At 44.9% G+C, this 22,371-nt stretch carries 24 protein-coding genes; 1 reads left to right on the top strand and 23 read right to left on the bottom strand.

Annotation, left to right across the window (positions count from 1 at the left end):
- Positions 1-140: 140 nt before the first annotated feature.
- From J7E37_RS08240 to J7E37_RS08215, 6 genes are all read right to left on the bottom strand, one after another.
- Positions 141-548 carry a MaoC/PaaZ C-terminal domain-containing protein gene (locus J7E37_RS08240; RefSeq protein ID WP_214778871.1) on the bottom strand — a complete coding sequence of 136 codons (408 nt, stop codon included), beginning with the start codon at positions 546-548 and terminating at the stop codon, positions 141-143.
- Positions 545-994 (bottom strand): MaoC family dehydratase N-terminal domain-containing protein, encoded by a 450-nt coding sequence (locus J7E37_RS08235; protein WP_214778869.1) that lies wholly within the window; start codon positions 992-994, stop codon positions 545-547. Before J7E37_RS08235 ends, J7E37_RS08240 begins: the two co-directional genes overlap by 4 nt.
- A 17-nt stretch (positions 995-1,011) precedes the next feature.
- On the bottom strand, positions 1,012-1,776 hold the full coding sequence (locus J7E37_RS08230; RefSeq protein ID WP_215023488.1) for a beta-ketoacyl-ACP reductase: 765 nt from the start codon (positions 1,774-1,776) through the stop codon (positions 1,012-1,014).
- 48 nt (positions 1,777-1,824) lie between these two features.
- Positions 1,825-3,000, bottom strand: coding sequence for an acyl-CoA dehydrogenase family protein (locus tag J7E37_RS08225; protein ID WP_215023487.1), 1,176 nt, complete (start codon positions 2,998-3,000; stop codon positions 1,825-1,827).
- A gap of 267 nt (positions 3,001-3,267) precedes the next feature.
- Positions 3,268-3,579: a DUF3892 domain-containing protein gene (locus tag J7E37_RS08220; RefSeq protein ID WP_215023486.1), complete on the bottom strand. Its 312-nt coding sequence runs from the start codon at positions 3,577-3,579 to the stop codon at positions 3,268-3,270.
- A 175-nt stretch (positions 3,580-3,754) separates the two neighbouring features.
- The gene (locus J7E37_RS08215; RefSeq protein WP_215023485.1) at positions 3,755-4,654 is read right to left on the bottom strand and encodes a superoxide dismutase; all 900 of its coding nucleotides are present in this window, start codon (positions 4,652-4,654) and stop codon (positions 3,755-3,757) included.
- A 146-nt stretch (positions 4,655-4,800) separates the two neighbouring features.
- Between J7E37_RS08215 and J7E37_RS08210 the strand changes: the two genes are divergently transcribed.
- Positions 4,801-5,850, top strand: coding sequence for a M42 family metallopeptidase (locus J7E37_RS08210; RefSeq protein WP_215023483.1), 1,050 nt, complete (start codon positions 4,801-4,803; stop codon positions 5,848-5,850).
- Between the two features lie 92 nt (positions 5,851-5,942).
- On the opposite strand, the gene J7E37_RS08205 is transcribed toward J7E37_RS08210, so the two are convergent.
- The 17 genes from J7E37_RS08205 to J7E37_RS22460 form a co-directional block, all read right to left on the bottom strand.
- Positions 5,943-7,157, bottom strand: a complete 1,215-nt coding sequence (locus J7E37_RS08205; protein WP_214779334.1) for an acyl-CoA dehydrogenase family protein — start codon at positions 7,155-7,157, stop codon at positions 5,943-5,945.
- A gap of 87 nt (positions 7,158-7,244) precedes the next feature.
- Positions 7,245-8,459: an iron-containing alcohol dehydrogenase gene (locus J7E37_RS08200; protein WP_215023481.1), complete on the bottom strand. Its 1,215-nt coding sequence runs from the start codon at positions 8,457-8,459 to the stop codon at positions 7,245-7,247.
- A gap of 34 nt (positions 8,460-8,493) precedes the next feature.
- Complete coding sequence (locus J7E37_RS08195; protein WP_214778854.1) at positions 8,494-10,023, bottom strand: aldehyde dehydrogenase family protein; 1,530 nt, start codon at positions 10,021-10,023, stop codon at positions 8,494-8,496.
- A 39-nt stretch (positions 10,024-10,062) separates the two neighbouring features.
- Entirely contained in the window at positions 10,063-10,956 is an 894-nt protein-coding gene (locus tag J7E37_RS08190; protein WP_215023479.1) for a R2-like ligand-binding oxidase, read from the bottom strand.
- A 24-nt stretch (positions 10,957-10,980) separates the two neighbouring features.
- On the bottom strand, positions 10,981-12,459 hold the full coding sequence (locus tag J7E37_RS08185) for a class I adenylate-forming enzyme family protein (protein ID WP_251009557.1): 1,479 nt from the start codon (positions 12,457-12,459) through the stop codon (positions 10,981-10,983).
- A 61-nt stretch (positions 12,460-12,520) separates the two neighbouring features.
- Positions 12,521-13,408, bottom strand: a complete 888-nt coding sequence (locus J7E37_RS08180; RefSeq protein ID WP_215023477.1) for an MBL fold metallo-hydrolase — start codon at positions 13,406-13,408, stop codon at positions 12,521-12,523.
- A gap of 108 nt (positions 13,409-13,516) precedes the next feature.
- On the bottom strand, positions 13,517-14,515 hold the full coding sequence (locus J7E37_RS08175) for a phosphotriesterase family protein (protein ID WP_214778848.1): 999 nt from the start codon (positions 14,513-14,515) through the stop codon (positions 13,517-13,519).
- A 15-nt stretch (positions 14,516-14,530) separates the two neighbouring features.
- Positions 14,531-15,505, bottom strand: coding sequence for a quinone oxidoreductase family protein (locus J7E37_RS08170; RefSeq protein WP_215023475.1), 975 nt, complete (start codon positions 15,503-15,505; stop codon positions 14,531-14,533).
- Positions 15,506-15,516: 11 nt separating this feature from the next.
- Complete coding sequence (locus tag J7E37_RS08165) at positions 15,517-16,308, bottom strand: enoyl-CoA hydratase/isomerase family protein (protein ID WP_214778844.1); 792 nt, start codon at positions 16,306-16,308, stop codon at positions 15,517-15,519.
- Between the two features lie 39 nt (positions 16,309-16,347).
- Complete coding sequence (locus J7E37_RS08160) at positions 16,348-17,127, bottom strand: SDR family NAD(P)-dependent oxidoreductase (RefSeq protein ID WP_214778842.1); 780 nt, start codon at positions 17,125-17,127, stop codon at positions 16,348-16,350.
- 36 nt (positions 17,128-17,163) lie between these two features.
- Complete coding sequence (locus J7E37_RS08155) at positions 17,164-17,565, bottom strand: acyl-CoA thioesterase (protein ID WP_214778840.1); 402 nt, start codon at positions 17,563-17,565, stop codon at positions 17,164-17,166.
- A gap of 104 nt (positions 17,566-17,669) precedes the next feature.
- Complete coding sequence (locus tag J7E37_RS08150) at positions 17,670-18,233, bottom strand: TetR/AcrR family transcriptional regulator (protein WP_214778839.1); 564 nt, start codon at positions 18,231-18,233, stop codon at positions 17,670-17,672.
- Positions 18,234-18,312: 79 nt separating this feature from the next.
- On the bottom strand, positions 18,313-19,926 hold the full coding sequence (locus J7E37_RS08145) for a long-chain-fatty-acid--CoA ligase (protein ID WP_215023473.1): 1,614 nt from the start codon (positions 19,924-19,926) through the stop codon (positions 18,313-18,315).
- 40 nt (positions 19,927-19,966) lie between these two features.
- Positions 19,967-20,719, bottom strand: coding sequence for an SDR family NAD(P)-dependent oxidoreductase (locus tag J7E37_RS08140; protein ID WP_214778834.1), 753 nt, complete (start codon positions 20,717-20,719; stop codon positions 19,967-19,969).
- A 224-nt stretch (positions 20,720-20,943) separates the two neighbouring features.
- Positions 20,944-21,723: a class I SAM-dependent methyltransferase gene (locus J7E37_RS08135; protein WP_214778832.1), complete on the bottom strand. Its 780-nt coding sequence runs from the start codon at positions 21,721-21,723 to the stop codon at positions 20,944-20,946.
- Between the two features lie 27 nt (positions 21,724-21,750).
- Positions 21,751-21,897, bottom strand: a complete 147-nt coding sequence (locus J7E37_RS22465) for a hypothetical protein (RefSeq protein ID WP_353049998.1) — start codon at positions 21,895-21,897, stop codon at positions 21,751-21,753.
- A 40-nt stretch (positions 21,898-21,937) separates the two neighbouring features.
- Positions 21,938-22,243, bottom strand: a complete 306-nt coding sequence (locus J7E37_RS22460) for an NUDIX hydrolase (RefSeq protein ID WP_353049997.1) — start codon at positions 22,241-22,243, stop codon at positions 21,938-21,940.
- Positions 22,244-22,371: the final 128 nt, after the last annotated feature.

Genomic DNA, 22,371 nt, shown 5'->3' with positions numbered 1-22,371 from the left:
TCCTGAAACTCGGGGCTTTATTCCTGAAATTTTTGTTTTAATCCTGAAAACTATTTTCAAAAATCCCGTTATATTCCTAAATGGCATCCAAGCCTCCGCTATAGGAATAAACCCAGCAATTCTATGCCGGGTTTTGGTTATTAAGAAGCATACCGATGGTACAGGACATCTCCCTTAATGACTTCATTGCCATTTTGATTGACTGCTCTAACGTTGAACCTAAGGGTGTTTTCATTTTCCTCTGCCAGTTCTGCCTTGAGAGTGACGACGTCATTCAGGAAGACCATTCCTTTAAAACGAATTGTATAATCTTGAATGAATCCTTCCTCATAAAATTCGGTGAAAAGCTTTGCCAGGTTCCCCATTGTCCACATGCCGTGAGCAATGATTCCCGGCAGCCCCGCTTTTTTCGCTTCTTCATCGATTGTATGGATTGGATTGTAATCTCCTGAAGCACCGGCATATTTAATCAGGGTAATCCGGTCGACCGGATCTAGCTGAACCTCCTTCAGGGATTCTCCTGCCTTCAATCCTGCTAAACTGCTCATCCGATCAGCACCTTCCTTACCGCTTCTGTGATAATGACCGTTTGCGTGGAGGAAAAGACTAGTTTCCCCATTTCGTCTTCACCAAAGCTTTCTAATACCAGGAAGCCCATTTCACCCTGGGTTCCTTTCTTTTCGAAATAATTTTTGACCACCGAGTAACAGATTATTTCTTCACCTACCAGCAATGGTCGCTCGTAGTGATAAGTCTGTTCCCCATGGATCAGACCTTTATTAGGAAGATTCAGCCCCTGTATTGTTCCGTAATCGAAAGCCCTTGGAAATGTAGGCGGCGCAATGTTCCTGTTATATCGTGACTTTTTGCCTGTTTCCTCATCAATGAAAATGGGATGCAGATCTCCGATGGCTTCGGCAAATTTCCTGACAGCGCCGCGTTCCACAAAGTTTTTTACTTTATTGGATTGTTTGCCAATATGCTCTTTGAACACTGACTTGTCACCTCACATTAATTTTTTGGACCGCCAGCTACATAAATGACCTGGCCGTTGACAAAGGACGATTTTTCATCAGCAAAGAACGCGACTGCGTTGGCGATATCCGCAGGTTTTCCGCTCCTGCCGACCGGAATGCCAGCGACACTGTGTTTAATCAGGTCATCGAATGAGATTCCGATGCGAGCTGCAGTTTCCTTCGTCATTTCTGTCTCAATAAACCCAGGTGCGACCGAGTTGGCTGTTATTCCATAACGGCCAAGTTCGATTGCAAGAGTTTTAGTGAAACCCTGGAGACCTGCCTTGGCAGCTGCATAGTTTGCCTGGCCCCTGTTTCCAAGTGCGGAGGTTGAGGAAATATTGATAATCCGGCCATATTTCTGTTCAACCATATACTTCTGAGCTGCTTTCGCTGCATTGAATGAACCTTTAAGGTGAACGTCCATGACGGTTTGCCAGTCGGAATCCGTCATTTTAAAAAGCAGGTTATCGCGGATAACGCCGGCGTTGTTCACAAGGATGTCGACAGAGCCAAAAGTGTCATGCACTTCTTTCATTGCCTGTTCAACCTGCTCGGAGTCCGTCACATTCGCTACCTTGGAGTAAACGTCATATCCATTCTCACGCAACTCGTTTGTTGTTTCCGCCAATGCCTCCTCATTCAAGTCAATAAAAGCTACCTTTGCTCCTTCCTCGGCGAAAAGCTGAACAATCCCTTTTCCGATTCCTCTGCTGCCTCCCGTCACAAAAGCAACTCTTCCCTCAAATCTTCTTGCCATTCTATTTCCTCCTCTATCTATCGAACTGTTAACGCTTTCATTTGTCCGTTATACAAACTGGCCAATCTTCACATGCCCTTTCAATAGGTCCCTGGCAATGATCATCCGCTGTATTTCATCCGTGCCGTCGTAAATTCTCCAAAGTCTGGCTTCACGGTACCAGCGCTCGATTGGCAATTCCCTTGTGTAGCCCATACCGCCGTGAATTTGCATGACTCGGTCGACAACTCTGTTGCCCATATTTGAGCCATACAATTTTGCCATCGATGCCATATGTCTGTTATCTTCACCGGCATCAAGTGTATAAGCCGCATTAAGCACGAGCCATCTTGCCGCTTCGATTTCCACAGCTGAATCGGCAATCATCCACTGGATAGCTTGTCTTTCAGCAATCGGTTTGCCAAAGGTAATCCGCTCTTTGGAATAATCAATGGCCATTTGCAGCAAGCGCTCAGCGGCACCGATCGCCCTGGCGCCAACAACCCATCTTGCGAATCCGATCCATTCCAATCCCAGTTTATAGCCGCCATCGACTTCGCCCAGGATATTCTCCTCTGGTACGCGGACGTTATCAAATACCAGCCCCGCCGGTCCCCATTCGCCCATCGTATGTATGAATTCTGATTTCCAGCCCATTTCACGGTCGACGATAAAACAGGTTACCCCGTCACGGCCTGTGGCACGGTGTTTTTCTTTATCAGTGATCGCAATGACCATGACAAAGTCTGCTTCGTTTCCGCCTGTTATGAACGTCTTTTCACCATTCAGGACCCATTCATTCCCGTCCTTCACAGCTGTCATTTTTATATTTCTTGTATCCGACCCCGCCCCAGGTTCTGTCATCGCGAAGCACGATTTTTTATCACCATTGATGGTTGGAATCAGGTACTTCTGCTTTTGCTCTTCATTTCCATAATAAAGAATGTTGTCTGCTGAACCGCCAAATTGGAATGGCACGAACGTTTTAGAAACTTCCATCAGGACGATGGCCATCATCATCTGGCCCAAATCTGCACCGCCATATTGTTCCGGTGTATTGATTCCCCAGAATCCCGCCTCTTTAGCTTTCAGCTGCAGTTCACGCATTTTTCCGGGAGGAAGGCTTGGACGTCCTTCTCTTTCATTTCTTAACACTTCATTTTCGAGCGGCACTAATTCTTTTTCTACAAATCGGCGAATGGTCTTTTGCACCATTTTTTGTTCTTCTGTAAGGCGTAAATGCATTCAAGTCACTCCCATCGTATTCTTCAATTCTGAAAGTCTATTAAAAATATATGTCTGGATTTCTCATTACATACCTACCGGTTGGTATGTTAGTTTTATTTTAGAGTGAAATTTCTGAAAAATCAAGTTATTTATACAAAAAGCGTAAGCGCCTTGTCCAGCCTCGACAAGCGCTGGAGCTGGATTATGAAAAACTACCTGTAGTTATCCATAACTAAATCATCTTATAAATTACTTAAAAATAAAAAATGCAGGGAATACTCCCTGCTAGAAATGTGGTAAATGATCGAGGTTGTTTTCTTTAATTCCATCAGGCTCGCTTCTGAGAATATCACGGCCGTATTTATGGAATACATCCACATGGGCCAGTTTCCCCGCTTTAGCCTCAGTAAGGGCGGAAATATAATCAAGCTCTCTTCCGCTTTCTGTTTTAAAAGCAATCAGGTCCCCATCATCATTTTTACGGACGGCAACGATTTGTTCTTTTCCTGATTGTGGTGTGTTGGCTTCCAGTTCCGCTTGCTCCTGGCTTTGCTCCTTATAATCATTGTAAATCTGGTTAAAGTCTTTACTTTCCATAAAAACACCTCCCGAACATATGTTTAGTGTTCGCCATAAGGAGTTTTTTATACAAAAGGCTCTGTTTAAATCGACTGTTGATTTTCTGCGCCGTCCACTAATCAACAGGGCTTTATAACAACATTGGGCTTTAACAGAAGAGCTAGACAAAAAAAGGGTGACAATAAGTCACTCCTCAAAAAGGCTGCCATGCCAATGTTCGGGCTTTATTGAACCGCTGCTCGACTTCTTTCCAATTGACTACCTTCCACCAGTTTTCAACATATTTAGCCCGCTCGTTCTTATACTGCAGATAATAAGCATGCTCCCAAACATCCAGGACAAGTAAAGGGACAACATCCCATTGTGATAAATTCTGGTGTTTTTCTGCCTGGAGGATTTCCAGCCTATGGGAACGCGGTGACCAAACCAGGATTGCCCAGCCAACAGCCTCAACATTTTTCGCTGCTTCTGAAAAATGCTTTTTGAATGCATCAAAGCTGCCGAATGAGTCGTTGATCGCTTTTCCGAGCTGTCCTTTTGGGGTGCCGCCGCCATTTGGACTCATGATGCTCCAAAAGATTGTGTGAAGATAATGTCCAGCCCCATTGAAGGCTGCTTCTCTTTCCCAGTGTTTAATCAAACCAAAATCCCCAGTTTGTCTTGCCTTTTGCATTTCTTTTTCAGCCTTGTTCAATCCATTCACATAGCTCTGGTGGTGCTTTAAATGGTGAAGTCTCATTATCTCCTGATCAATCACAGGCTCAAGCGCATCATAAGCATAAGGCAACGGAGGAAGTCTGTGGCCGCCTATAGGGACAGGCTGAAGTCTCTGGCCTTGCTGGCGCTCACTTTCCAAGTCAGACCCACCCAAATAACTGTCCAGTTCGTCATATAAGTTTCTCGCCTGAGCATACAGTGCTTCGTCATCGACTGAGTGTTGCGCATCTTGTTTCAATGTCAGAAGGTTTTCCTTCCATTTTTGTAATATGGCCTCATCACCCGATCCCCTGAGCTGCCCTTTATATGAACCCAATCTCGCTTCCATCTCGCTGCACCATTGCAGCAATGAATATTTGTACCAATACCCGTTCATTTTATCTCCTCCCCAAAACTGCATCCATAATCAAAATATGAACAGAACTGATAGGTGATTACAGTAAAACAAGATAAATGTTTCCTTTGATTCAGGTAATAAGTTTATAATATGAATGTTAAGATTATTATGAGAGGAGTTTGATTATGGCATATCCTTATACAGAGGAAACGTTGAGTTTATTAAAGGAATTGGTCAGCATCCCAAGTCCTTCAGGAAATACGAATGAAGTCATTACATATGTAGAAAATTATTTAAAAGAACTACAGGTTGAAACGAAACGAAACCGCAAAGGCGGATTGATTGCCACTCTTCCTGGCAAGGACCAGCAGAACCACAGAATGCTGACAGCCCATGTTGATACTCTCGGAGCGATTGTAAAAGAAATTAAGCCAAGCGGGCGCCTAAAGCTTGATTTGATTGGCGGCTTCAAGTATAACTCGATTGAAGGCGAGTATTGTGAAATTGAAACTTCAAGCGGCAAAAAGTTTACTGGAACGATTTTAATGCACCAGACATCTGTGCATGTCTACAAGGATGCAGGCAAAGCAGAACGCAACCAGGACAATATGGAAGTTCGAATTGATGAAAAAGTACATAGCGTGGATGACGTGAGGGCACTTGGAATTGAAGTAGGAGATTTTGTTTCTTTTGATCCGCGTGTTCGAATGTCACCATCAGGATACATTAAATCACGTCATCTTGATGATAAGGCAAGTGTCGCGATCCTGCTTCAGTTGATCAAACAAGTTAAGACAGAAAACATCGAACTTCCTTATACAACACACTTTTTGATATCCAATAACGAAGAAATTGGCTATGGCGGAAATTCTAATATCACGCCGGAAACCGTTGAGTATCTGGCGGTCGATATGGGAGCAATGGGTGATGGCCAGTCTACCGATGAGTACACAGTCTCCATCTGCGTAAAGGATGCAAGTGGCCCATATCATTACGAGCTGAGGAAAAGGCTGACTCAGCTTGCAATCGACAATGAAATCGGCTACAAACTCGATATTTACCCATTCTACGGATCAGACGCATCTGCCGCTATCCGTTCAGGACATGATATCATCCATGGCCTTATCGGGCCGGGTATTGACTCTTCCCACGCTTTCGAAAGAACACATAAGGATTCGATCGAAAACACAGCGAAACTCCTGTACCACTACGTCCAATCTGACATGATTTTATAAGAGTAAAAGGTGATCACTGCAATGAAGTGATCACCTTTTTTGTATGAGATATTGGTAAAAGCTGAGGTACCTTCTCACTCTCTCCCGTTTCTTTATTTCACGGCCTCTTCGGTAACGGACTCAAACGGCCAGGCTGGAAGCATATTGGACAAGGGCTTGTCGATTCGATATCCTAATACATACTCTCCTTGCATGACTGTGTGGATTTCTCGTGTTCCTTCGTAAATGACAGGTGCCTTGGCGTTCCTTAAATACCGTTCAACCGGATATTCGTTGGAGAAACCATATGCACCGTGGATTTGGACGGCATCATTTGCGGCTTCATAGGCATAGTCGCATGCCTGCCACTTGGCAAGCGAGGTTTCCCGGGTATTCCTCTTGCCCTGGTTTTTAAGGCAGCCGGCACGGTAAACGAGCAATCGTGATTGTACCAATCCTGCTTCCATCTTGGCGATCATCTGCTGGACGAGCTGGTGTCTGCCGATCTCTTTGCCAAAAGTGCTTCGTTCATGACAGTACTTCACACTAGCCTCAAGGCTCGCCATAATTGTGCCACAAGCCCCCGCAGCAACAGTAAAGCGGCCATTATCCAAGGCAGACATTGCAATTTTAAACCCATCCCCCTCCTGCCCCAGCAAATTTTCTTTTGGAACCTTTACATTATCAAAGAAAATTTCACCGGTATTTCCGGCCCTAATACCCAACTTTCCTTTTATCGCTTTGGATGAAAATCCTTCCCAGGTTCTCTCCACAATAAAGGCAGAAATGCCGTGGTGTTTTTTACTTTTATCCGTATAGGCAAACACCAGAAAATGGTCTGCTGCATCACATAATGAAATCCATGTTTTTGATCCATTGAGTACGTAGTGATCTCCTGCGTCACGCGCCGTTGTCTGCATGGCGGCTACATCAGAACCTGCATTTGGTTCGGTAAGCCCGAACGCTCCACCCTTCTGTCCTTTTGACTGAGGAACCAGGTACTTATGCTTTTGTTCCTCATTCCCCCACTGTAGCAAGGTCATGCTGTTCAGCCCGGTGTGCACCGATACCGCTGTCCTGAAGGCCGTGTCGCCGCGCTCAAGTTCCTCGCATACGATCGCAAGGGAATTATAATCCATGCCGCTGCCGCCATATTGTTCTGGTATACAGACACCCATGAGTCCCAGGTCGGCAAGCCTTGTTAAAATACTTGTTTCAAAATGCTGTTTCTCATCCCAATCTTTTATATAAGGCATGATTTCCTTATCGACAAAGCTCCTGACCGTTTTTCTTAATAGCTCTTGCTCCTCAGTAAAATCAAAATTCATCATCTAACCACTCCTTTATAAACTTTAGCTGTTAGAAAACTGTAAAAAGAGGGTGAATCAAAGACGGATTCCCCTCTTATATCCATTTTATTTTACACCTAATGGGACGACCTGCTGGCCGACAGCCTGGATCAGTTCTTTTGGCATCGGGAAGGATACGGCTGCAGGGTCCCTGGCAACGGCACCCGCAACCCGCTCAAGGTCTTCCTCGGTTAAATTGAATTCTGTAAAGTCCGATGGCAATCCAGTCTTATGCTGAAGAAGGCGCAGCTTTTCAATCACTTTTGCCAGTACGTCCTCATTTTCTTCATGAGCATCAAAGTCAACCCGCAATGCTGAGGCTAGCTCTTTTACCTTTGGAAGATACAAGCTTGGTACATATTCCATCACCACAGGCAGGAAAATGGCATTTGCCAGTCCATGAGGGATTCTAAACAAGGCTCCATATGCATGGGCGAAGTTATGGACAGGAATGGCATTCAAGGCAAAACTGAAGGCGGTGATTCCCATTAAGCTGGCCTGAAGCATTTCCATTCTCGCATCAAGATTGGAACCTTCTGCTACTGCGATCGGAAGATTTTTTTCAATCAGCCTGATTGCATGCAAGGCATGGGCATCTGTCAGTGCTGTAGCACTCGGAGATGCAAATGCCTCGATTGCATGTGTGAGGGCATCAAAGCCGGTAAAAGCCGTGATTGCCGGCGGCAGTCCTACTGTCAAGTCAGGGTCAAGCACTGCAATGTCCGCACTGAGGAAAGGATTGATGATATTGCCTTTCATCTGGATGTCCTCATTGTAAATGACCGCGATCGGCGACACCTCGGATCCTGTTCCCGCAGTTGTCGGAATGGCAATGTGCGGGATGGGGATATGGGTTGCCTTTGGGAATTGCTCGAATAAAAAGCCGCCGGGGATCGCTTCCTTGATGTCGGTTAGCCCTTTATGCATGGCATACTTTACTCCCTTAACTGTGTCAAGCACGCTGCCGCCTCCGACAGCGAGCAATCCGTCAGCCCCCACTTCCCTCGCATACCGGAGAGCTTCATTCACCGAACGGCTTTCAGCATCCTGGGCAATGTCGACGTAAATCCCAGCAAGTTCAGGTCCAGTACCTTTACCTGTCAACTCGAAAATCTGTGCGACTTTATCTACTACTCCGGCTTTTTCCAGACCCCTGTCGCTAAAAAGAACAACTCTTTTAGACCCTAAGCCCTTGAACAAATCAGGTACCATTGCACGAGAGTTTGTTCCACTGTAGATTGCTGAACGAAGGGAGAACTGTGATAATGTTGTCGTTTGCATCCTTTTCACCTCATATGAATTTTTTGAAAATCGTTTATTCAGCTGTATTGGATAAAAGCAGTCCATACCATGTTCGCTTATGTGCTTCAGGAACCATCGAGGTATGCACATGCTTGACTTGAGTGTAGGCATCCAGTGAATGCTTGCCCATTTCGCGGCCGATTCCGCTCTGCTTGTATCCGCCAAATGGGGCATCATTGCGCAGCATATGCCAGTCATTGATCCAGACCACACCTGCCTGCAGCTTGCGGGCAACCTCATAAGCTTTATTCACATCCCTGGTCCATACGCCGGCAGCTAGACCGTAGATCGAGTCATTCGCCATTTTGATTGCTTCATCAACATCTGTATATCGAATCACAGACAAGACCGGACCGAAGATTTCTTCACGGGCAATTTTCATGTCATTGGTTACATTTGTGAAGATTGTTGGTTGAATAAAATGTCCATTTTCACAGCCAGCAACCATAGCTTCGTTTCCGCCGCAAACTAGGGTGGCTCCTTCTGCTTTTCCTGCTTCAATATAAGATAAAATCGTTTCTTTTTGCTTTTTGGAAATGACCGGTCCCACATCAGTTGCAGGGTCAAGTGGATTGCCAAGCTTGATTTTCCCAGCCAGCTTGACAAGATTTTCAACGATCACATCATGCAAATGATCCGGAACAAACAGTCTCGTGCCCGATTCACAAAGCTGGCCCGAGTGGAGGAACACTCCAAATAAGCTTCCTGGCAGTGCGATGCTTAAGTCAGCATCCTCCAAAATGATGTTAGGTGACTTACCGCCAAGCTCAAGTGTTGTGTTCTTAATTGTCCCTGCGGCCAGCTGCATCACCTTTCGGCCCACTTCAGTCGACCCTGTAAAGGCAACCTTATCAACTTTTGGGTGACTTGCCAGCTTTTCCCCAACTTCAGCACCAGGGCCAGTCACGACATTAATGACTCCAGGAGGGACGACCTGTGAAATGATTTCAGCCAGCTTCAAAGTCGATAAAGGAGTGTAGCTTGCCGGCTTGACGACAACCGCATTTCCCATTGCCAAAGCTGGAGCGATTTTCCATGTAGCGATCACCATTGGCAGGTTCCAAGGAGTAATCGCTGTGCAAACTCCGATTGGTTCGCGCCAGATAAAATTATGTGCCGGTCCCGGGAATGGCGGACTTGGCAGCGTTTCCGAGAATTCATATTCTTCAACGAACTTGGCTAATGTCTGGAACAAATCGACCATTTGCAGAATATCATTTGCGCCAATTCTCCTCACCGTACCGCCGGAACTGACCGCTTCAAGGTAAGCCAATTCTTCTGCATGGGCAGCTATTTGATAGGAAATTGCATAAAGCACTTTCGATCTGTCCTTTGGCTTCATATCCTTCCAGTCGGTTTCATCAAATGCCTTACGTGCTGCGTCAACGGCCCTGTCCACATCGGCTGCATTCCCTTTTGCCACTCGTGCCACCAGTTCTCCAGTCGCCGGATTATAAACATCAAATGTTTCCTGGCTGCTCGCCGCCTCCCATTTTCCATTAATGAATAACGGGAACGTTTTTACATCGAGATTTACAGTCATTTTGCTTCCTCCTCTATCTCTTTTAAATTGGTTATTTCTTTATAGAACACCCATCTCGGTTTCTGTAACTCTATAAATCTCTTCAATCCGCTTGCCCCTTGCACGGGAGAGGATTTCCATCCGGACAGAAAGCTGTTTCATTGTAAAATTCATTGTATCTTCGATCTGATTTCCGAAAGTACTTACATCCTTCCCCTTGAATCCCTCCTGGTTCAAACGGATGGCAAGCGGGGTCAATTCCTGCATTTTACCTTCAACAAACTCGTATAAATGTGGATGCTCACAAATCAATCTTTGCAGCAGGAAGGTCCCATAGCCAATATGCCTGGATTCATCTCTTTTCAAATTCCCAATCCCCCTGAGCAGTCCTGGCATCAAACCGAGTGTTTCAAGATTTTGATAGAATGAGTAGTAGCCTGTTTCAGCAAGGACTCCCTCAACGAACATATTGTAAACAGTCGCTGCTTCGGCAATAGCTTCAGGTGATTGGTCTAAAAGCAACCTGTCCATCGCAGTCGGCAGGATTTCATAAAAAATCGTTTTATACGTAGCTGTATGGTGTCCTGATAGGTCACCTGTTTCACCCAGCGCATTCAGGACAAGCCGGAAGAACTCTGTATGCTTGGCTTCTTCAAATAAGAAGGTGGTTAAAAACATTTCCTCCTCCAGCCTGTTTTCCTTAGCAATGGCCATGATCAGCGGCAGCAAATCGAGGGTAACGGCTTCCTCACCAGCCTGGAACTGTGAAATCAGGCGCAGAATATCATTTTGCTGTTCGGCGTCAAGCTGCCTCCAGTCTTGTTGGTCCTGGGTAAAATCAATGTCAGCAGGGTTCCAGATGCCGAATTTCTTCGCTTTTTGATAGAGACGGAATGGGAATGAGTCCGTCTGCAACCCCCGCTTGCTGGTTGTTAATATTGTTCTTTGTTCCACTTGCACTCCTCCTCGGTAAATCGCTTATTTTGTGATGATAGTAGCAGTTGTTTCTCTTAGACGGGTCTTGAGGATCTTGCCGACTCCGTTCCGTGGCATAGCTTCCATAAAAACAATCCGCTTCGGTGTTTTGTTTTTGGCCAGATTGTCCTGGCAGTAAAGGATCAGTTCTTCTTCTGTTGGTGATGCGCCCGCATTTTTCACGACACATGCAACAATTTCCTCGCCCATCACTTCGTCAGGTATACCGACAACCGCGGCTTCCGAGACAGACTCATGGGCGTTCAGCAGCTCTTCAATGTCACGAGGATATACATTGAAGCCGCCCCTGATCACCAAATCCCTTTTTCTGTCGACAATATAGAGATAGCCTTCGTTATCAACTCTGGCCATATCACCGGTGAAAAGCCAGCCTTCCTTGATTACCTTGTTTGTTTCTTCACTATTCTGGTAGTATCCCCGGGTAACATTGTCACCTGAGACAATCAATTCGCCAACCTTTCCTGCAGGGACTTCACTTCCCTGATCATCAACAATTTTTATGTTGACCCCTGGAATCGGTATTTCGACTGAACCTGGTTTTATTTCAATTTTTTTATTATGCGCTGTTACGATTGGGGCTGCTTCTGATAATCCATAACCCTCAAATACTTTCGCGCCGAACTTCTGGGTAAAACCGTTCAGGAGCGCGATAGGCAGCGGTGCGGACCCTGAGCCAATCCACTCAAGGGAGGATGTATCATATTGGTCGGCTTTTGGGCTGCCAACCATTGCATGAATCATAGCAGGGACTGCGGAGAAAGCTTTTACTTTATAAGTCTCAATAGCTTTGAAAATTTCTTCTGGATCAAACCGGGCGAAAACAACAACTGAACTTCCCGTTATATAGCACGTATTCGATATGGTAAGACCATATACATGCGCTAACGGAAGGACGCCAATCGTAACGCCTCTTTCGGTTTCATTATGGGCTGCGGAGTTGACTGCATTGGTGTAGAGATTTTTGTGGGTCAATAGAACGCCTTTCGGATTTCCAGTCGTTCCTGAGGTATATAAAATCACGGCGGTTTCGTTTTCGTCAGAATCATCCTCGGAGTCAGCTGATTCCGAAGACATCAGATCATAGAGGTTTAAAAAATCATTACTACCAGGAAGATCTGTAACGACCAGGGTTGGTTTGACTTCCAGGGCTTCTAACGCCTTTTTCAAATTTTCTGCTGTATAGGAAGAGGCAATGACAACTTTGGCTTCACAATTTTTAATGATGTACTGAATTTCTTTCGGATGAAGGGTGAACATAATTGGAACAATGATGGCACCGCTTCTGGTAATGCCCTGATAGGAAAATATCACTTCTGGGTTATTTGGCATACAGACGACAATTCGGTCGCCTTTTCCCACTCCGAGCTTTTGGAGACCATTCGCTATCCGGTCAGCGTACTGCCTCGTTTCAATGTTTGTATATTGATGGATATTCCCCGTATTTACTGATATTATTTTCAAGCAGCTCTTTCAGCTTCATTTAATCCTCTCCTGTTAAAAGTATAAGAAGCCTTGGCAACTATCAGATCAGCTTATAAGAAACAATTGAATCCTGTACCTCTTTCATCACCTCATTTCGGGATTCCATCAAATCCAGATGCCCCTGTATTTGTGAGAGCCCAAGAAAAACGATTTCCCCCTTCAAGTGCGGGTAGACCTCCTGGCAAATCTCGAAAACTTTTTTATCACGCTCATTTAAAACCTGAAGTATTTGCTGACAGCGTGCATCCTGCTGAGCCAATCTTTTACCAATGAGCTCAATGTGCTGTGTGAAGGGAAGTCCATGTCCTGAATAACATCTTCCCAGGTTTCTCCCCTTTGACCGAATCAGGGATTCCCTGTATTGAATCAATGGAGACGGACGATGCTTTCCCCCTGGTACCGGAGGCTCAATAAAGGCGTTGACGGCCAGCTCGGGAATGATATGGTCACCGACAAATGTAATCCCCTGCTCCTCATCAATCAGAAGGATATCTGTCTGGCTATGTCCGGGAACATGCAACACACTGTAGGGTCTTCCTCCTATGTGTACTTCATCGCCTTCATTGACATATTGGACATTCTGCCAGATTTCTTCTTTGTATTTCCGTGCATGCTGATGAACAGTAGGGTCAGCACCACATTCCTTTAGAAAATCACTAAAAAACTGATTGATTCTATTAAACTCTGGTTCTCCTCCAGTGATCACTGGCCTTGCAAGCTCATGTACATACACGGGAAGGCTCGCTTCCTGCTGGATCAGGCTGACTCCTCCACAATGGTCCGTATGCATATGGGTCACGATTATATGGTCAAAGTCTTTAAAACTGAGATTATGCTCTCTTAATTGTGATTTCAGCTGGTAAAAGGATTTCTCGCCTGGATTGCCTGTATCTATAAGTGTTGCTGTTTCACCAAGAACGGCATACACTACCACGATCCCTTCAGAAAAAGGCGAATCCAGCGTAAGAGGTATAATTGTTTGGATAGGTCATCGCCCCTTTCTACTAGAATCTTGAATCAGCTCTGAGAACTGTTTCTAGGATACTACCTTTGCCGGAGCCCCAGTGAAAAGTCCAACAGCATTTCCGCCGAGCATCTTATCAATTTGCGTTTCTGACACTCCATTTTCTCTAAGCTGTGGCAAGATATTGTTGAAAATATGGCCTGGCTGCCAGTTTTCCATAATCTTCGCGGCCTGCTCCGGCATAACAGGCGGGCGGCCGAGCCAGATATTCACGGTATCATGTGCAAGTAAAATTTGATCTTCGTACCCTTCAGTCAGTAATGCCAGCAGAGTCTGTACCCGTTCATGGTCAAAAGGTGCACCTACCATACCCTGGATGCCGAAACGGTCCAGGCCAATCCGGACGCCTTGGTCCAGAACCTGTTTATGATATTCGGGGTCGGTATTTCCACACATATGGCCGATGATGATTTTTCCAGGATCTGCTCCGTGTTCAATCAGTAACCTTACTTGTTCAGGACCCATTGTTCCTTCCTGGGTGTGGGTGAGGATTACTGCGCCTGTTTCCTGTTGTACACGGGCGCCCGCGCGGAAAAACATCTTTTCATACTCTGTGATTTCACCTTTGCTGGACGCCAGTTTGATCACTCCAGGCTTAATGCCCGAACCTGAGATACCTTCGGTGAACTCTTTCTTGAACATTTGATAGATTTCTTCCTCCGCGGTGCCCAATGCCTGCCTGAACTTGAAATAAGGGGTTGCTCCTTCCCCTTCGTAATAATAGCCAGTGGCACAAATAATCTGGAGACCGGTAGCTTCCGAGACTTTCTTTAAAAACTCTGGATTTCTTCCACATTCATTTGGGGTCGGATCCACGACTGTCTTTACCCCAAAGCTCTGCATGTACCTGGCAATGTTGATTGCCTCTTCGAGAGCTGATTCTTCATTAAATCCACCCAATGTCACATCACCCTGGAAGCCAGGATACCCAAAGATAAAGTGCTCATGAATAAGCGTCTTCTCCAATTGCTCCGCTTTAATAGGACCAGTTACCGTATTAATACTTGCCATTCAGCACACCCCTTATTAAGGTTTTAGAATCAGTTTTCCCTTCGTCTGCCGTGATTGCAAAAGGCGATGGACTTCTGCTGCCTGCTCAAGCGAATAAACGCCTCCAATTGTCAGTTTTAATTGGCCCTTCGATAAATATCCAAGCATTTCAGCCATACTTGATTGGATCAGCGCCGGCTTTCTCATGATTTGCGGCAGGAAAAACCCGATGACTGACTGGTTTCTGGCCATTAAGGATGATGGATAAAAGCGGCTCTGCTCCCCGCTGGCAACTCCATAGATAACCAGCCGACCGAACGTGGCAAGGCATTTCAACGTTTTATTGAAAATTTCCCCTCCTGCCATTTCTAGGGCAACATCCACACCTTTACCGCCGGTTGCTTCCAAAACCTTTTCTTCCCATCCCTGTTCAGTGTAATTGACAAGTACATCAGCTCCCATTTCAGCGGCTAAAGAGAGTTTATCATTAGTGCTAGCGGTTGCTATTACTTTGCTTGCACCTGATAGCTTTGCTAATTGGACAGCCAAAGTGCCTACTCCTCCAGCTGCTGCATGGACTAGCACTGTTTCACCTTTTTCCAGCCGTCCCATCGTTTTCAGTATGTGATATGCGCTTAGACCTTGAAGCGGGAGAGCGACTGCCTGTTCAAATTCCATATGGTCCTGCAAAGGAATGAGCCCGCGGCTGTCAGCAAGGGCAAATTCAGCGTAACCTCCAGATTCGATTAAGGTAACAACGCGGTCGCCGGCCTGAACATTTGTTACGGATTCTCCTGTTTCAACTACAATTCCCGCAATTTCTGCTCCAGGTATAAACGGCAGTTTAGTAGGAATGACATACAGTCCTTCTCTTCTTGCTGTGTCCGCATAATTGACTCCGATCGCATGGATTTCAATTAATACTTGATGATCTGTAGGTACTGGTCTTTCCATCTCTGCCAATAGGAGAACCTCCGGACCGCCATATTCTTTCAGTTGGATTGCTTTCATGAATTGCCTCCTTAGTTGCCTGTAAATTTTGGTTTTCTTTTTTCCTTGAAGGCTGCAATGCCTTCTTGATGGTCTTCAGTTGATACCATCATGGTCTGTGTGATACGTTCCTGCTCAAGAATTTCTTCCAGAGTTGCTGTCATTGAATGGTCAACCAGCTTCTTGATCATCCCATATGTTCTGGTCGGCCCATTTGCCAGCTGAGTGGCAAGCTTCAGTGTTTCTTCCTGTAAAGTTGTTACAGGTTTGAGATAGTTAATTACGCCCAACTGGTATAATCGCTCTGCCGGAATTGGTTCTGCAGTGAACATGAATTGTTTTGCCAGATGCGGTCCAACTAGTCTTGGGACAAAATAGGAACCACCGCCGTCAGAGACGAGGCCAACCTGCGAGAAGCTCAGCGCAAATTTACTGTCATCGGCAGCGACAATCAAGTCACAAGCAAGGGCAAGGTTGAATCCTGCACCCGCAGCAAAACCATGAACTGCTGCAATGATTGGCTTCTCTGTAGCTTTCATGGCAAGAATACACTCATTCAGCCTTCCGATATGGTCATATACGCCTGTCGCTTGTGCCTCGCCCATTGTTTTTACATCGCCGCCAGCACTGAACGACCGGCCGGCACCGGACAAAACGATTACCTTTACCTCTGGGTTGTTCTGTGCCTCTCTTAATTCCTCCGTCAGTGTAAGAATCATTTCCGGGCTGAAGGAATTCAAGCTTTCTGGTCTGTTTAAGGTCAAGGAAAGTACTGCCCCATTTTTGTTGATGATTAAATGGTCACTCGTCTTAACATTCGTCATAGCGTTCACCCTTTCTCAGATTTTAATAGAATCATAAACCTATTTAATCAACCAGCCGCCATCAACGAGAATGTCTGAACCCGTCATGTAAGAAGCTTCACTTGATGCGACAAAAGCAATCACATTCGCGATTTCATCGGGATTGCCAGCTCGCCTTAGAGCTGTATTTCTTCTGATTGCTTTAACAAATTGTTCATTCTTCATCCCCTTCTCAGTCAGGGGAGTTTCCACAAAACCAGGTGATACTGAATTGACTCTTATCCCGTAAGGAGACAATTCCAATGCCATTGATTTTGTAAAATTGATGACACCAGCTTTAGCAGCACTGTAATGGGGGATATGCGCACCTGCCTGGTGTCCGGATAAACTGGCTACATTGACGATTGAACGGTTTTGAGAAAAATCTCCCTCCTTCTCTGAACTTTTTGCCATGAGCTTCCCAAGCGTTTTCGAGACCAGGAAAACACTTTTTAAATTCGTATTTTGTACAAAGTCCCAATCACTGGCTGAGGTGTCCATGATTTTTGAGTGGACAGAACCTCCAGCATTATTCACAAGGACATGCAGGTCGCCAAATTGCTCCTCCATGTAATATGCTAACTCGCTGACATCATCTTCATCTGTTACGTCAGCAGGAAAGATTTCAGCCCTAGGAAGCTCATGCAATTCATTTATTTCTTTTGCTGCCATCTCAAGCTTAGATTTCGTCCGCCCAACCAATATTACTTTTGCCCCTTCACTGGCAAACCGAGCGGCTGTCGCTTTTCCGATTCCGCTCCCCGCTCCTGTAACAAGAACCACTGTTTCTTGGAATCTCACTCCGACACCTCCTGTATATACGGAATATTCTGTTATTTATGCGGGCAGCAAATAGCTTTTCAGCCCTTCTTTTAGCAATTCGGGTAAAACCTGACTCTGTTGATTTGTAAAATCATAATACACAATGATTGCATTGCCCTTTGCAATCAACTGCTGCGTCTGCGTGCAGACAATGTCATGTTCTAGCTGGAAGCTTTTCGAACCAATTCTTGATACAAATGTTTTTACCGTCAACAGCTGGTCGAAATACCCCTGGCTGACAAAATCACATTTGGTGGAAGCTAAAATGAATTTCCAGTCGTTCAATTCCATGCGGTAGCCCAATGTTTCAAAAAAGCGGATCCTTGCCTCCTCCAGATAGACAAAATAACTGGTATTGTTAATATGTCCTAGCGCGTCCGTCTCGCCAAATCGTGCCTGTACCTGGATTTCCTGCATTTGTCTCCCCACTTTCTATTCGGAATTTCTTCGTACTAACCGGTTGGTATGTAAAAAATAAAGAAAGAGGCTTGGCTTTCATAAGCCTCTCCCTACATATTTCTTCAATTGACTTCGATTCCCTTCAGGATCATTTCGACAAAAATCTCGGCCACTTCCCGGTCAGATACCTTTCCCATTGGATTGAACCACTGGTAGCTCCAGTTTGCGGCACCAAGTATGCCAAAGGTGACGATGATGGGATTCAAATCTTTTCGGAACTCGCCGCTGTCAATTCCTTCGCGAATCAGCCGTTCCACATTCGATCTGAATTGATCACGCTTTGCGACAATCTGTGCCAGCCTGTCATCACTTAAGTGACGCATTTCCCTGAAAAAGATTTTTGCGGATGCCCCTTTTGACTTAATGCTGCTGATCAGCATATAAACGATGTCAAACAATTTTTGCTTGCTTGTCGACTGTTCTAAAAGAATTTCTTCCTGACGGCTTAATAACTCGTCAATATATCTGAGATGTATATCCATCAGTAATTCTTCTTTGCTGGAAAAGTAATAATAAAACGAACCTTTAGTCACCCCTAGTGAGTCGACAATATCCTGGATTGAAGTCTCACTGAAACCTTTTACCTCGAATAATCTTATGCTATGTGCGGTAATTTTTTCTTTCACTTTGCTGTCCTCGCAATCCTACTAGTCTGCACAGAAATTATACCATATTTTACCCCCTGTCCCATTACGGAGAAAGTATTTATTTACTCCTTACTTCTTCCCTTAGTGCTCTTCGCAAAATCTTGCCCACACTTGTCTTCGGCAGCTGTTCACGGAATTCGACGACGTTTGGTACCTTGTAGGCAGCCATATTCTGTCGGCAGAACTCCTTGATCTGTGCTTCATCGGCTTCCTTTCCTGCTTTTAGGACGATCACTGCTTTGACTGCTTCGCCGCGGTATTCATCCGGTATGCCGATGACAACGGCTTCCTGGACAGACGGATGTTCATACAATACTTCCTCAATATCACGTGGATAAATATTGTAACCGCTCGCGATGATCATGTCTTTTTTTCGGTCGACAATATATAAATATCCTTCTTCATCAACTTTTGCAATATCTCCTGTATAAAGCCATCCATCCCTCAATGTGTTTGCTGTCTCCTCTGGCATATTCCAGTAGCCTTTCATAACCTGCGGGCCTTTAATGATTACTTCACCCAGCTCTCCAGCTGGAACTTCTTCTTTTCCTGTTGCCAGGTCGACGACTCTGTATTCTGTTGATGGCATGCCGATGCCGACACTTCCGGGTTTTCTTTCAGCAAAGCTTGGATTGCAATGGGTAGTTGGCGATGCTTCCGAAAGGCCATAGCCTTCAAGGATCTTTGAACCAGTTTTTCTCTCAAATTCTTTTAGGAGTTCTACTGGCATTGGCGCACTCCCGCTGTTGCATATTTCTATGCTGCCGATTCCATACTCCTCCGCTTTCGGATGGTTCGTAATCGCGACATACATCGTCGGAACCCCAGGGAACATCGTTGGCTGTTCATTTTTTATCGTATTCAGGACTTCTTCCAGGTCAAAGCGAGGCAATAAAATGATCTCTGCGCCTGTATAGATTGATAGGTTCATGCAGGCTGTCATCCCAAATACATGGAACAGGGGGATGACCGTCAACGAACGCTCAACACCAGGTTTGATATCATTCTTGAAAAATTCATGGGATTGCAGTACATTGGCCAGAAGGTTTCGATGAGTTAGCATCGCACCTTTGGATCGTCCTGTTGTGCCGCCCGTGTACTGGAGCACGGCAACATCCTCAAGAGGATTAACATCGACCACGGATGTCCTGCCGCTGCTTTCTGATAAAAACACTTCAAATTTTGTGTCTGGTGCAAAAGTATGCTCAGAAGGCTGCAGGCTGACAACTATGATATTTCTAAGTTTAGTAGAAGCCTCAACACTTTTCACTTTGGCATAGAGCGCATCAAACACTACAATTGTTTCCGCTCCTGAGTCATTAAGGATATATTCAAGCTCACGTTCAACGGACATTGGATTCACCTGTGTAACGATCGCACCTGCAGTCAATATGCCAAAATAGGAAATGACATATTGAGGACAATTCGGGAGCATGATAGCCACCCGGTCTCCAGCCTCTACTCCTCTGTTTTGCAGTGCTGATGCAAAATGCATCACATTCTTGGACAACTGTTCATATGTGATTTTTCTGCCATAGAAGGATAAGGCATTGTTAAGAGGATACTTCTCTGCTGATTCTCGAAGCATTTGCGGCAAAGATTTTTCAGGAATTGTGATAGTGGATGCAATGGAGTCAGGATACTTGGAAAGCCAGACATTGTTCTCGCTCATTTGATTTCCCCCATTCTAAATTTTACTTAATTGTATATGGCTAAAATGTCAGTCCACCGCCGTCGACTGACAATGTCGCACCAGTAATAAAAGAAGCTTCATCAGAGGCGAGGAACAGGACGGCATTAGCGACCTCCTCGGGTGTTCCAATTCTCCCCAAGGCATTTGCTCTCGAAATGATCGGCCACTTCCGCTCATCATTTTTCCAGCCATCTATAATCTGGGTATCGATGACACCCGGGGCTATTGCATTTACACGGATATAATCCCTGCCGTATTCCAATGCTGCATTTTTGGTCAGAAGGATAACGCCAGCCTTGGATGCGTTGTAAGCGGCAAGATATTTTTGCCCCTTTATTCCAAGCAAGCTAGAGGTGTTGATGATCGCTCCTCCACCAGCCTTTTTCAGTTCAGGAACAGCATGTTTTATGCCGAGGAAAACACTTTTAAGATTAATATCTATAATTCTGTCCCAATCGTCTTCAGCGAGATCAACACTTTTAACATCCGGATTGCCTATGCCTGCGTTATTAAAGAGAATATCCAGTTTTCCGTATGCTTCAACAGTTGCTGAAACGAGATCTTTCACCTGTTTGGAATCGCTTACATTTGTTTCGATAAAAAGAGCCTTGCCCCCCTGTTGTTCAATAAGCTGGGCTGTCTCTCTGCCGCCATCACAATTCACATCTGCGATTACCAGCTGGGCTCCTTCAGCGGCAAAGCGACGTGCGGCTGCACGCCCAATTCCACTGGCACCGCCAGTAATGATCGCTGTCTTGTCTCCTAATCTCATTTTATTCCCCCTAAAGCTTTCTACTAACCGGTCGGTATGTATTATAAACTTTATTATAACGTTTATATTGAAATATTCAACTATTAGTCTAAATATTCTAAAAAATCTAGAAAAAGTTGAGAAACTCGAGGAGGTGGAAGCTTGAGCCAAACACTGATCCGGGGTGTGAAGTTTATGCTGATTAAATAACAAAAAACCCTAAGGATTCTTAGGGCGCGAGCGATTTATACATTTATTTTAACAGCTTTTGTTGCGACAAAACATTTAATATATTCATCTAGTGGCCTTCTGCCGCCAAAATCGTCTTCATACAATCCAGTGATGACGAATCCGGCATCAATTTGGCCCTGAATTTGGTCCTCTAATGTATGGCCGAATTCAACCGTTTGATCAGAGTTCATATACTCGTCCTTTTCTTCATCTGTCAGGTGATCAAGAGATGAGGTTGGAACCTTATTTTTCACCACCAGGTTCCCTTTCATGTCTTCTTCATCATCGAAAATAAATAAGAGAGGATTCGTGAAGCCCGATATAAGTGTCCCTTTATCTTTCAATACTCTTGACGCTTCCCTCCAAACTTGTGAGATGTCTTCGACGAATAGATTTGCCACTGGATGGATGATCAAGTCAAATTCTTCATCACTGAACGCCGAAAGATCCGTCATGCTGCATTGTAGTGTAATTAATTGCAGTCCATCTCTTTTGGCGACAAACTCATCCCTCTCCAGCTGTTTTTGGGAGATATCAACAACTGTTACATCGGCTCCCGCTGCCGCCAGAACGGGCCCCTGCTGTCCTCCGCCAGAAGCAAGACAAAGAACTTTTAATCCTGCCAGTGATTGTGGAAACCAGCTTCTAGGAACTGGTTTTCCAGTCGTCACTGTGATTTCCCATCCACCCGCTTTGCTTTTTTCAATCACTTCTCTTGAAACCGCTTTAGTATAAACAGCTTCACTTTCAACCTTCTTGTCCCATGCAAGACTATTTTGTTTCACAGCATCCATTTCATTCATCCTAACTATATTAATCTATTATTTTTTATCAGCAGCAAATTTTAAAATATGTTCATACAGCTCGTGCCAATCATGGTAATATTCGGAAATCTGATCTTGATCGACAAAGATTCTTTTTGTGGACTCATAGCCTGCTTCAAATTCATGAATTTCCGTTATATCCATCTTGTAAAACACTTGAAATCCAACTTTAGGGTAAGGGCTATCATTCATTCCATTGCAAGTTTTCGCTATGATCGACTATGATGGAACCTAAAAATATGCAATCACCTGTAACATAAGCCTCTTCCATAGTCTCTCTCTTAAAGCATTCCTCAGCTGATTCACCTGCCTCAATATGACCGCCAGTCATATCCCATCCGCGATGATTCAAGCTTACCAGTAACACTTTTTCATTGTGAAAACAGAACCCGTGAACACTGCTTATCAAATCCCTCGGCGGAAGATGAGTATCTGTCTGCCAGCTTAACTTTACTCTGCCATTGTTCCAGTTTACATATGTAGTGACCATCCATAATCCCCCTTGCTGCTATAAGTTCACCTCCTTTTCCAATTGTAACCAAAATATGAAGTGCTTGACAAGGCCATAAAAAAGCATTGGCAAATACGCCAATGCTTCAATGTAATATTAAAGTGTTA

This window comes from Bacillus sp. ISL-39, assembly GCF_018613295.1.
Taxonomy (GTDB): Bacteria; Bacillota; Bacilli; order Bacillales; family Cytobacillaceae; genus Mesobacillus.
This window is presented reverse-complemented; position numbering and strand designations above follow the sequence as displayed.

Bases quoted from the DNA above. Each gene is read 5' to 3' on its own strand.
- J7E37_RS08240 (WP_214778871.1), bottom strand. From the start codon at position 548: ATGAGCAGTTTAGCAGGATTGAAGGCAGGAGAATCCCTGAAGGAGGTT.
- J7E37_RS08230 (WP_215023488.1), bottom strand. From the start codon at position 1,776: ATGGCAAGAAGATTTGAGGGAAGAGTTGCTTTTGTGACGGGAGGCAGC.
- J7E37_RS08225 (WP_215023487.1), bottom strand. From the start codon at position 3,000: ATGCATTTACGCCTTACAGAAGAACAAAAAATGGTGCAAAAGACCATT.
- J7E37_RS08220 (WP_215023486.1), bottom strand. From the start codon at position 3,579: ATGGAAAGTAAAGACTTTAACCAGATTTACAATGATTATAAGGAGCAA.
- J7E37_RS08215 (WP_215023485.1), bottom strand. From the start codon at position 4,654: ATGAACGGGTATTGGTACAAATATTCATTGCTGCAATGGTGCAGCGAG.
- J7E37_RS08210 (WP_215023483.1), top strand. From the start codon at position 4,801: ATGGCATATCCTTATACAGAGGAAACGTTGAGTTTATTAAAGGAATTG.
- J7E37_RS08205 (WP_214779334.1), bottom strand. From the start codon at position 7,157: ATGAATTTTGATTTTACTGAGGAGCAAGAGCTATTAAGAAAAACGGTC.
- J7E37_RS08200 (WP_215023481.1), bottom strand. From the start codon at position 8,459: ATGCAAACGACAACATTATCACAGTTCTCCCTTCGTTCAGCAATCTAC.
- J7E37_RS08195 (WP_214778854.1), bottom strand. From the start codon at position 10,023: ATGACTGTAAATCTCGATGTAAAAACGTTCCCGTTATTCATTAATGGA.
- J7E37_RS08175 (WP_214778848.1), bottom strand. From the start codon at position 14,515: ATGGCAAGTATTAATACGGTAACTGGTCCTATTAAAGCGGAGCAATTG.
- J7E37_RS08170 (WP_215023475.1), bottom strand. From the start codon at position 15,505: ATGAAAGCAATCCAACTGAAAGAATATGGCGGTCCGGAGGTTCTCCTA.
- J7E37_RS08165 (WP_214778844.1), bottom strand. From the start codon at position 16,308: ATGACGAATGTTAAGACGAGTGACCATTTAATCATCAACAAAAATGGG.
- J7E37_RS08155 (WP_214778840.1), bottom strand. From the start codon at position 17,565: ATGCAGGAAATCCAGGTACAGGCACGATTTGGCGAGACGGACGCGCTA.
- J7E37_RS08145 (WP_215023473.1), bottom strand. From the start codon at position 19,926: ATGAGCGAGAACAATGTCTGGCTTTCCAAGTATCCTGACTCCATTGCA.
- J7E37_RS08140 (WP_214778834.1), bottom strand. From the start codon at position 20,719: ATGAGATTAGGAGACAAGACAGCGATCATTACTGGCGGTGCCAGTGGA.
- J7E37_RS08135 (WP_214778832.1), bottom strand. From the start codon at position 21,723: ATGGATGCTGTGAAACAAAATAGTCTTGCATGGGACAAGAAGGTTGAA.
- J7E37_RS22465 (WP_353049998.1), bottom strand. From the start codon at position 21,897: ATGGATATAACGGAAATTCATGAATTTGAAGCAGGCTATGAGTCCACA.
- J7E37_RS22460 (WP_353049997.1), bottom strand. From the start codon at position 22,243: ATGGTCACTACATATGTAAACTGGAACAATGGCAGAGTAAAGTTAAGC.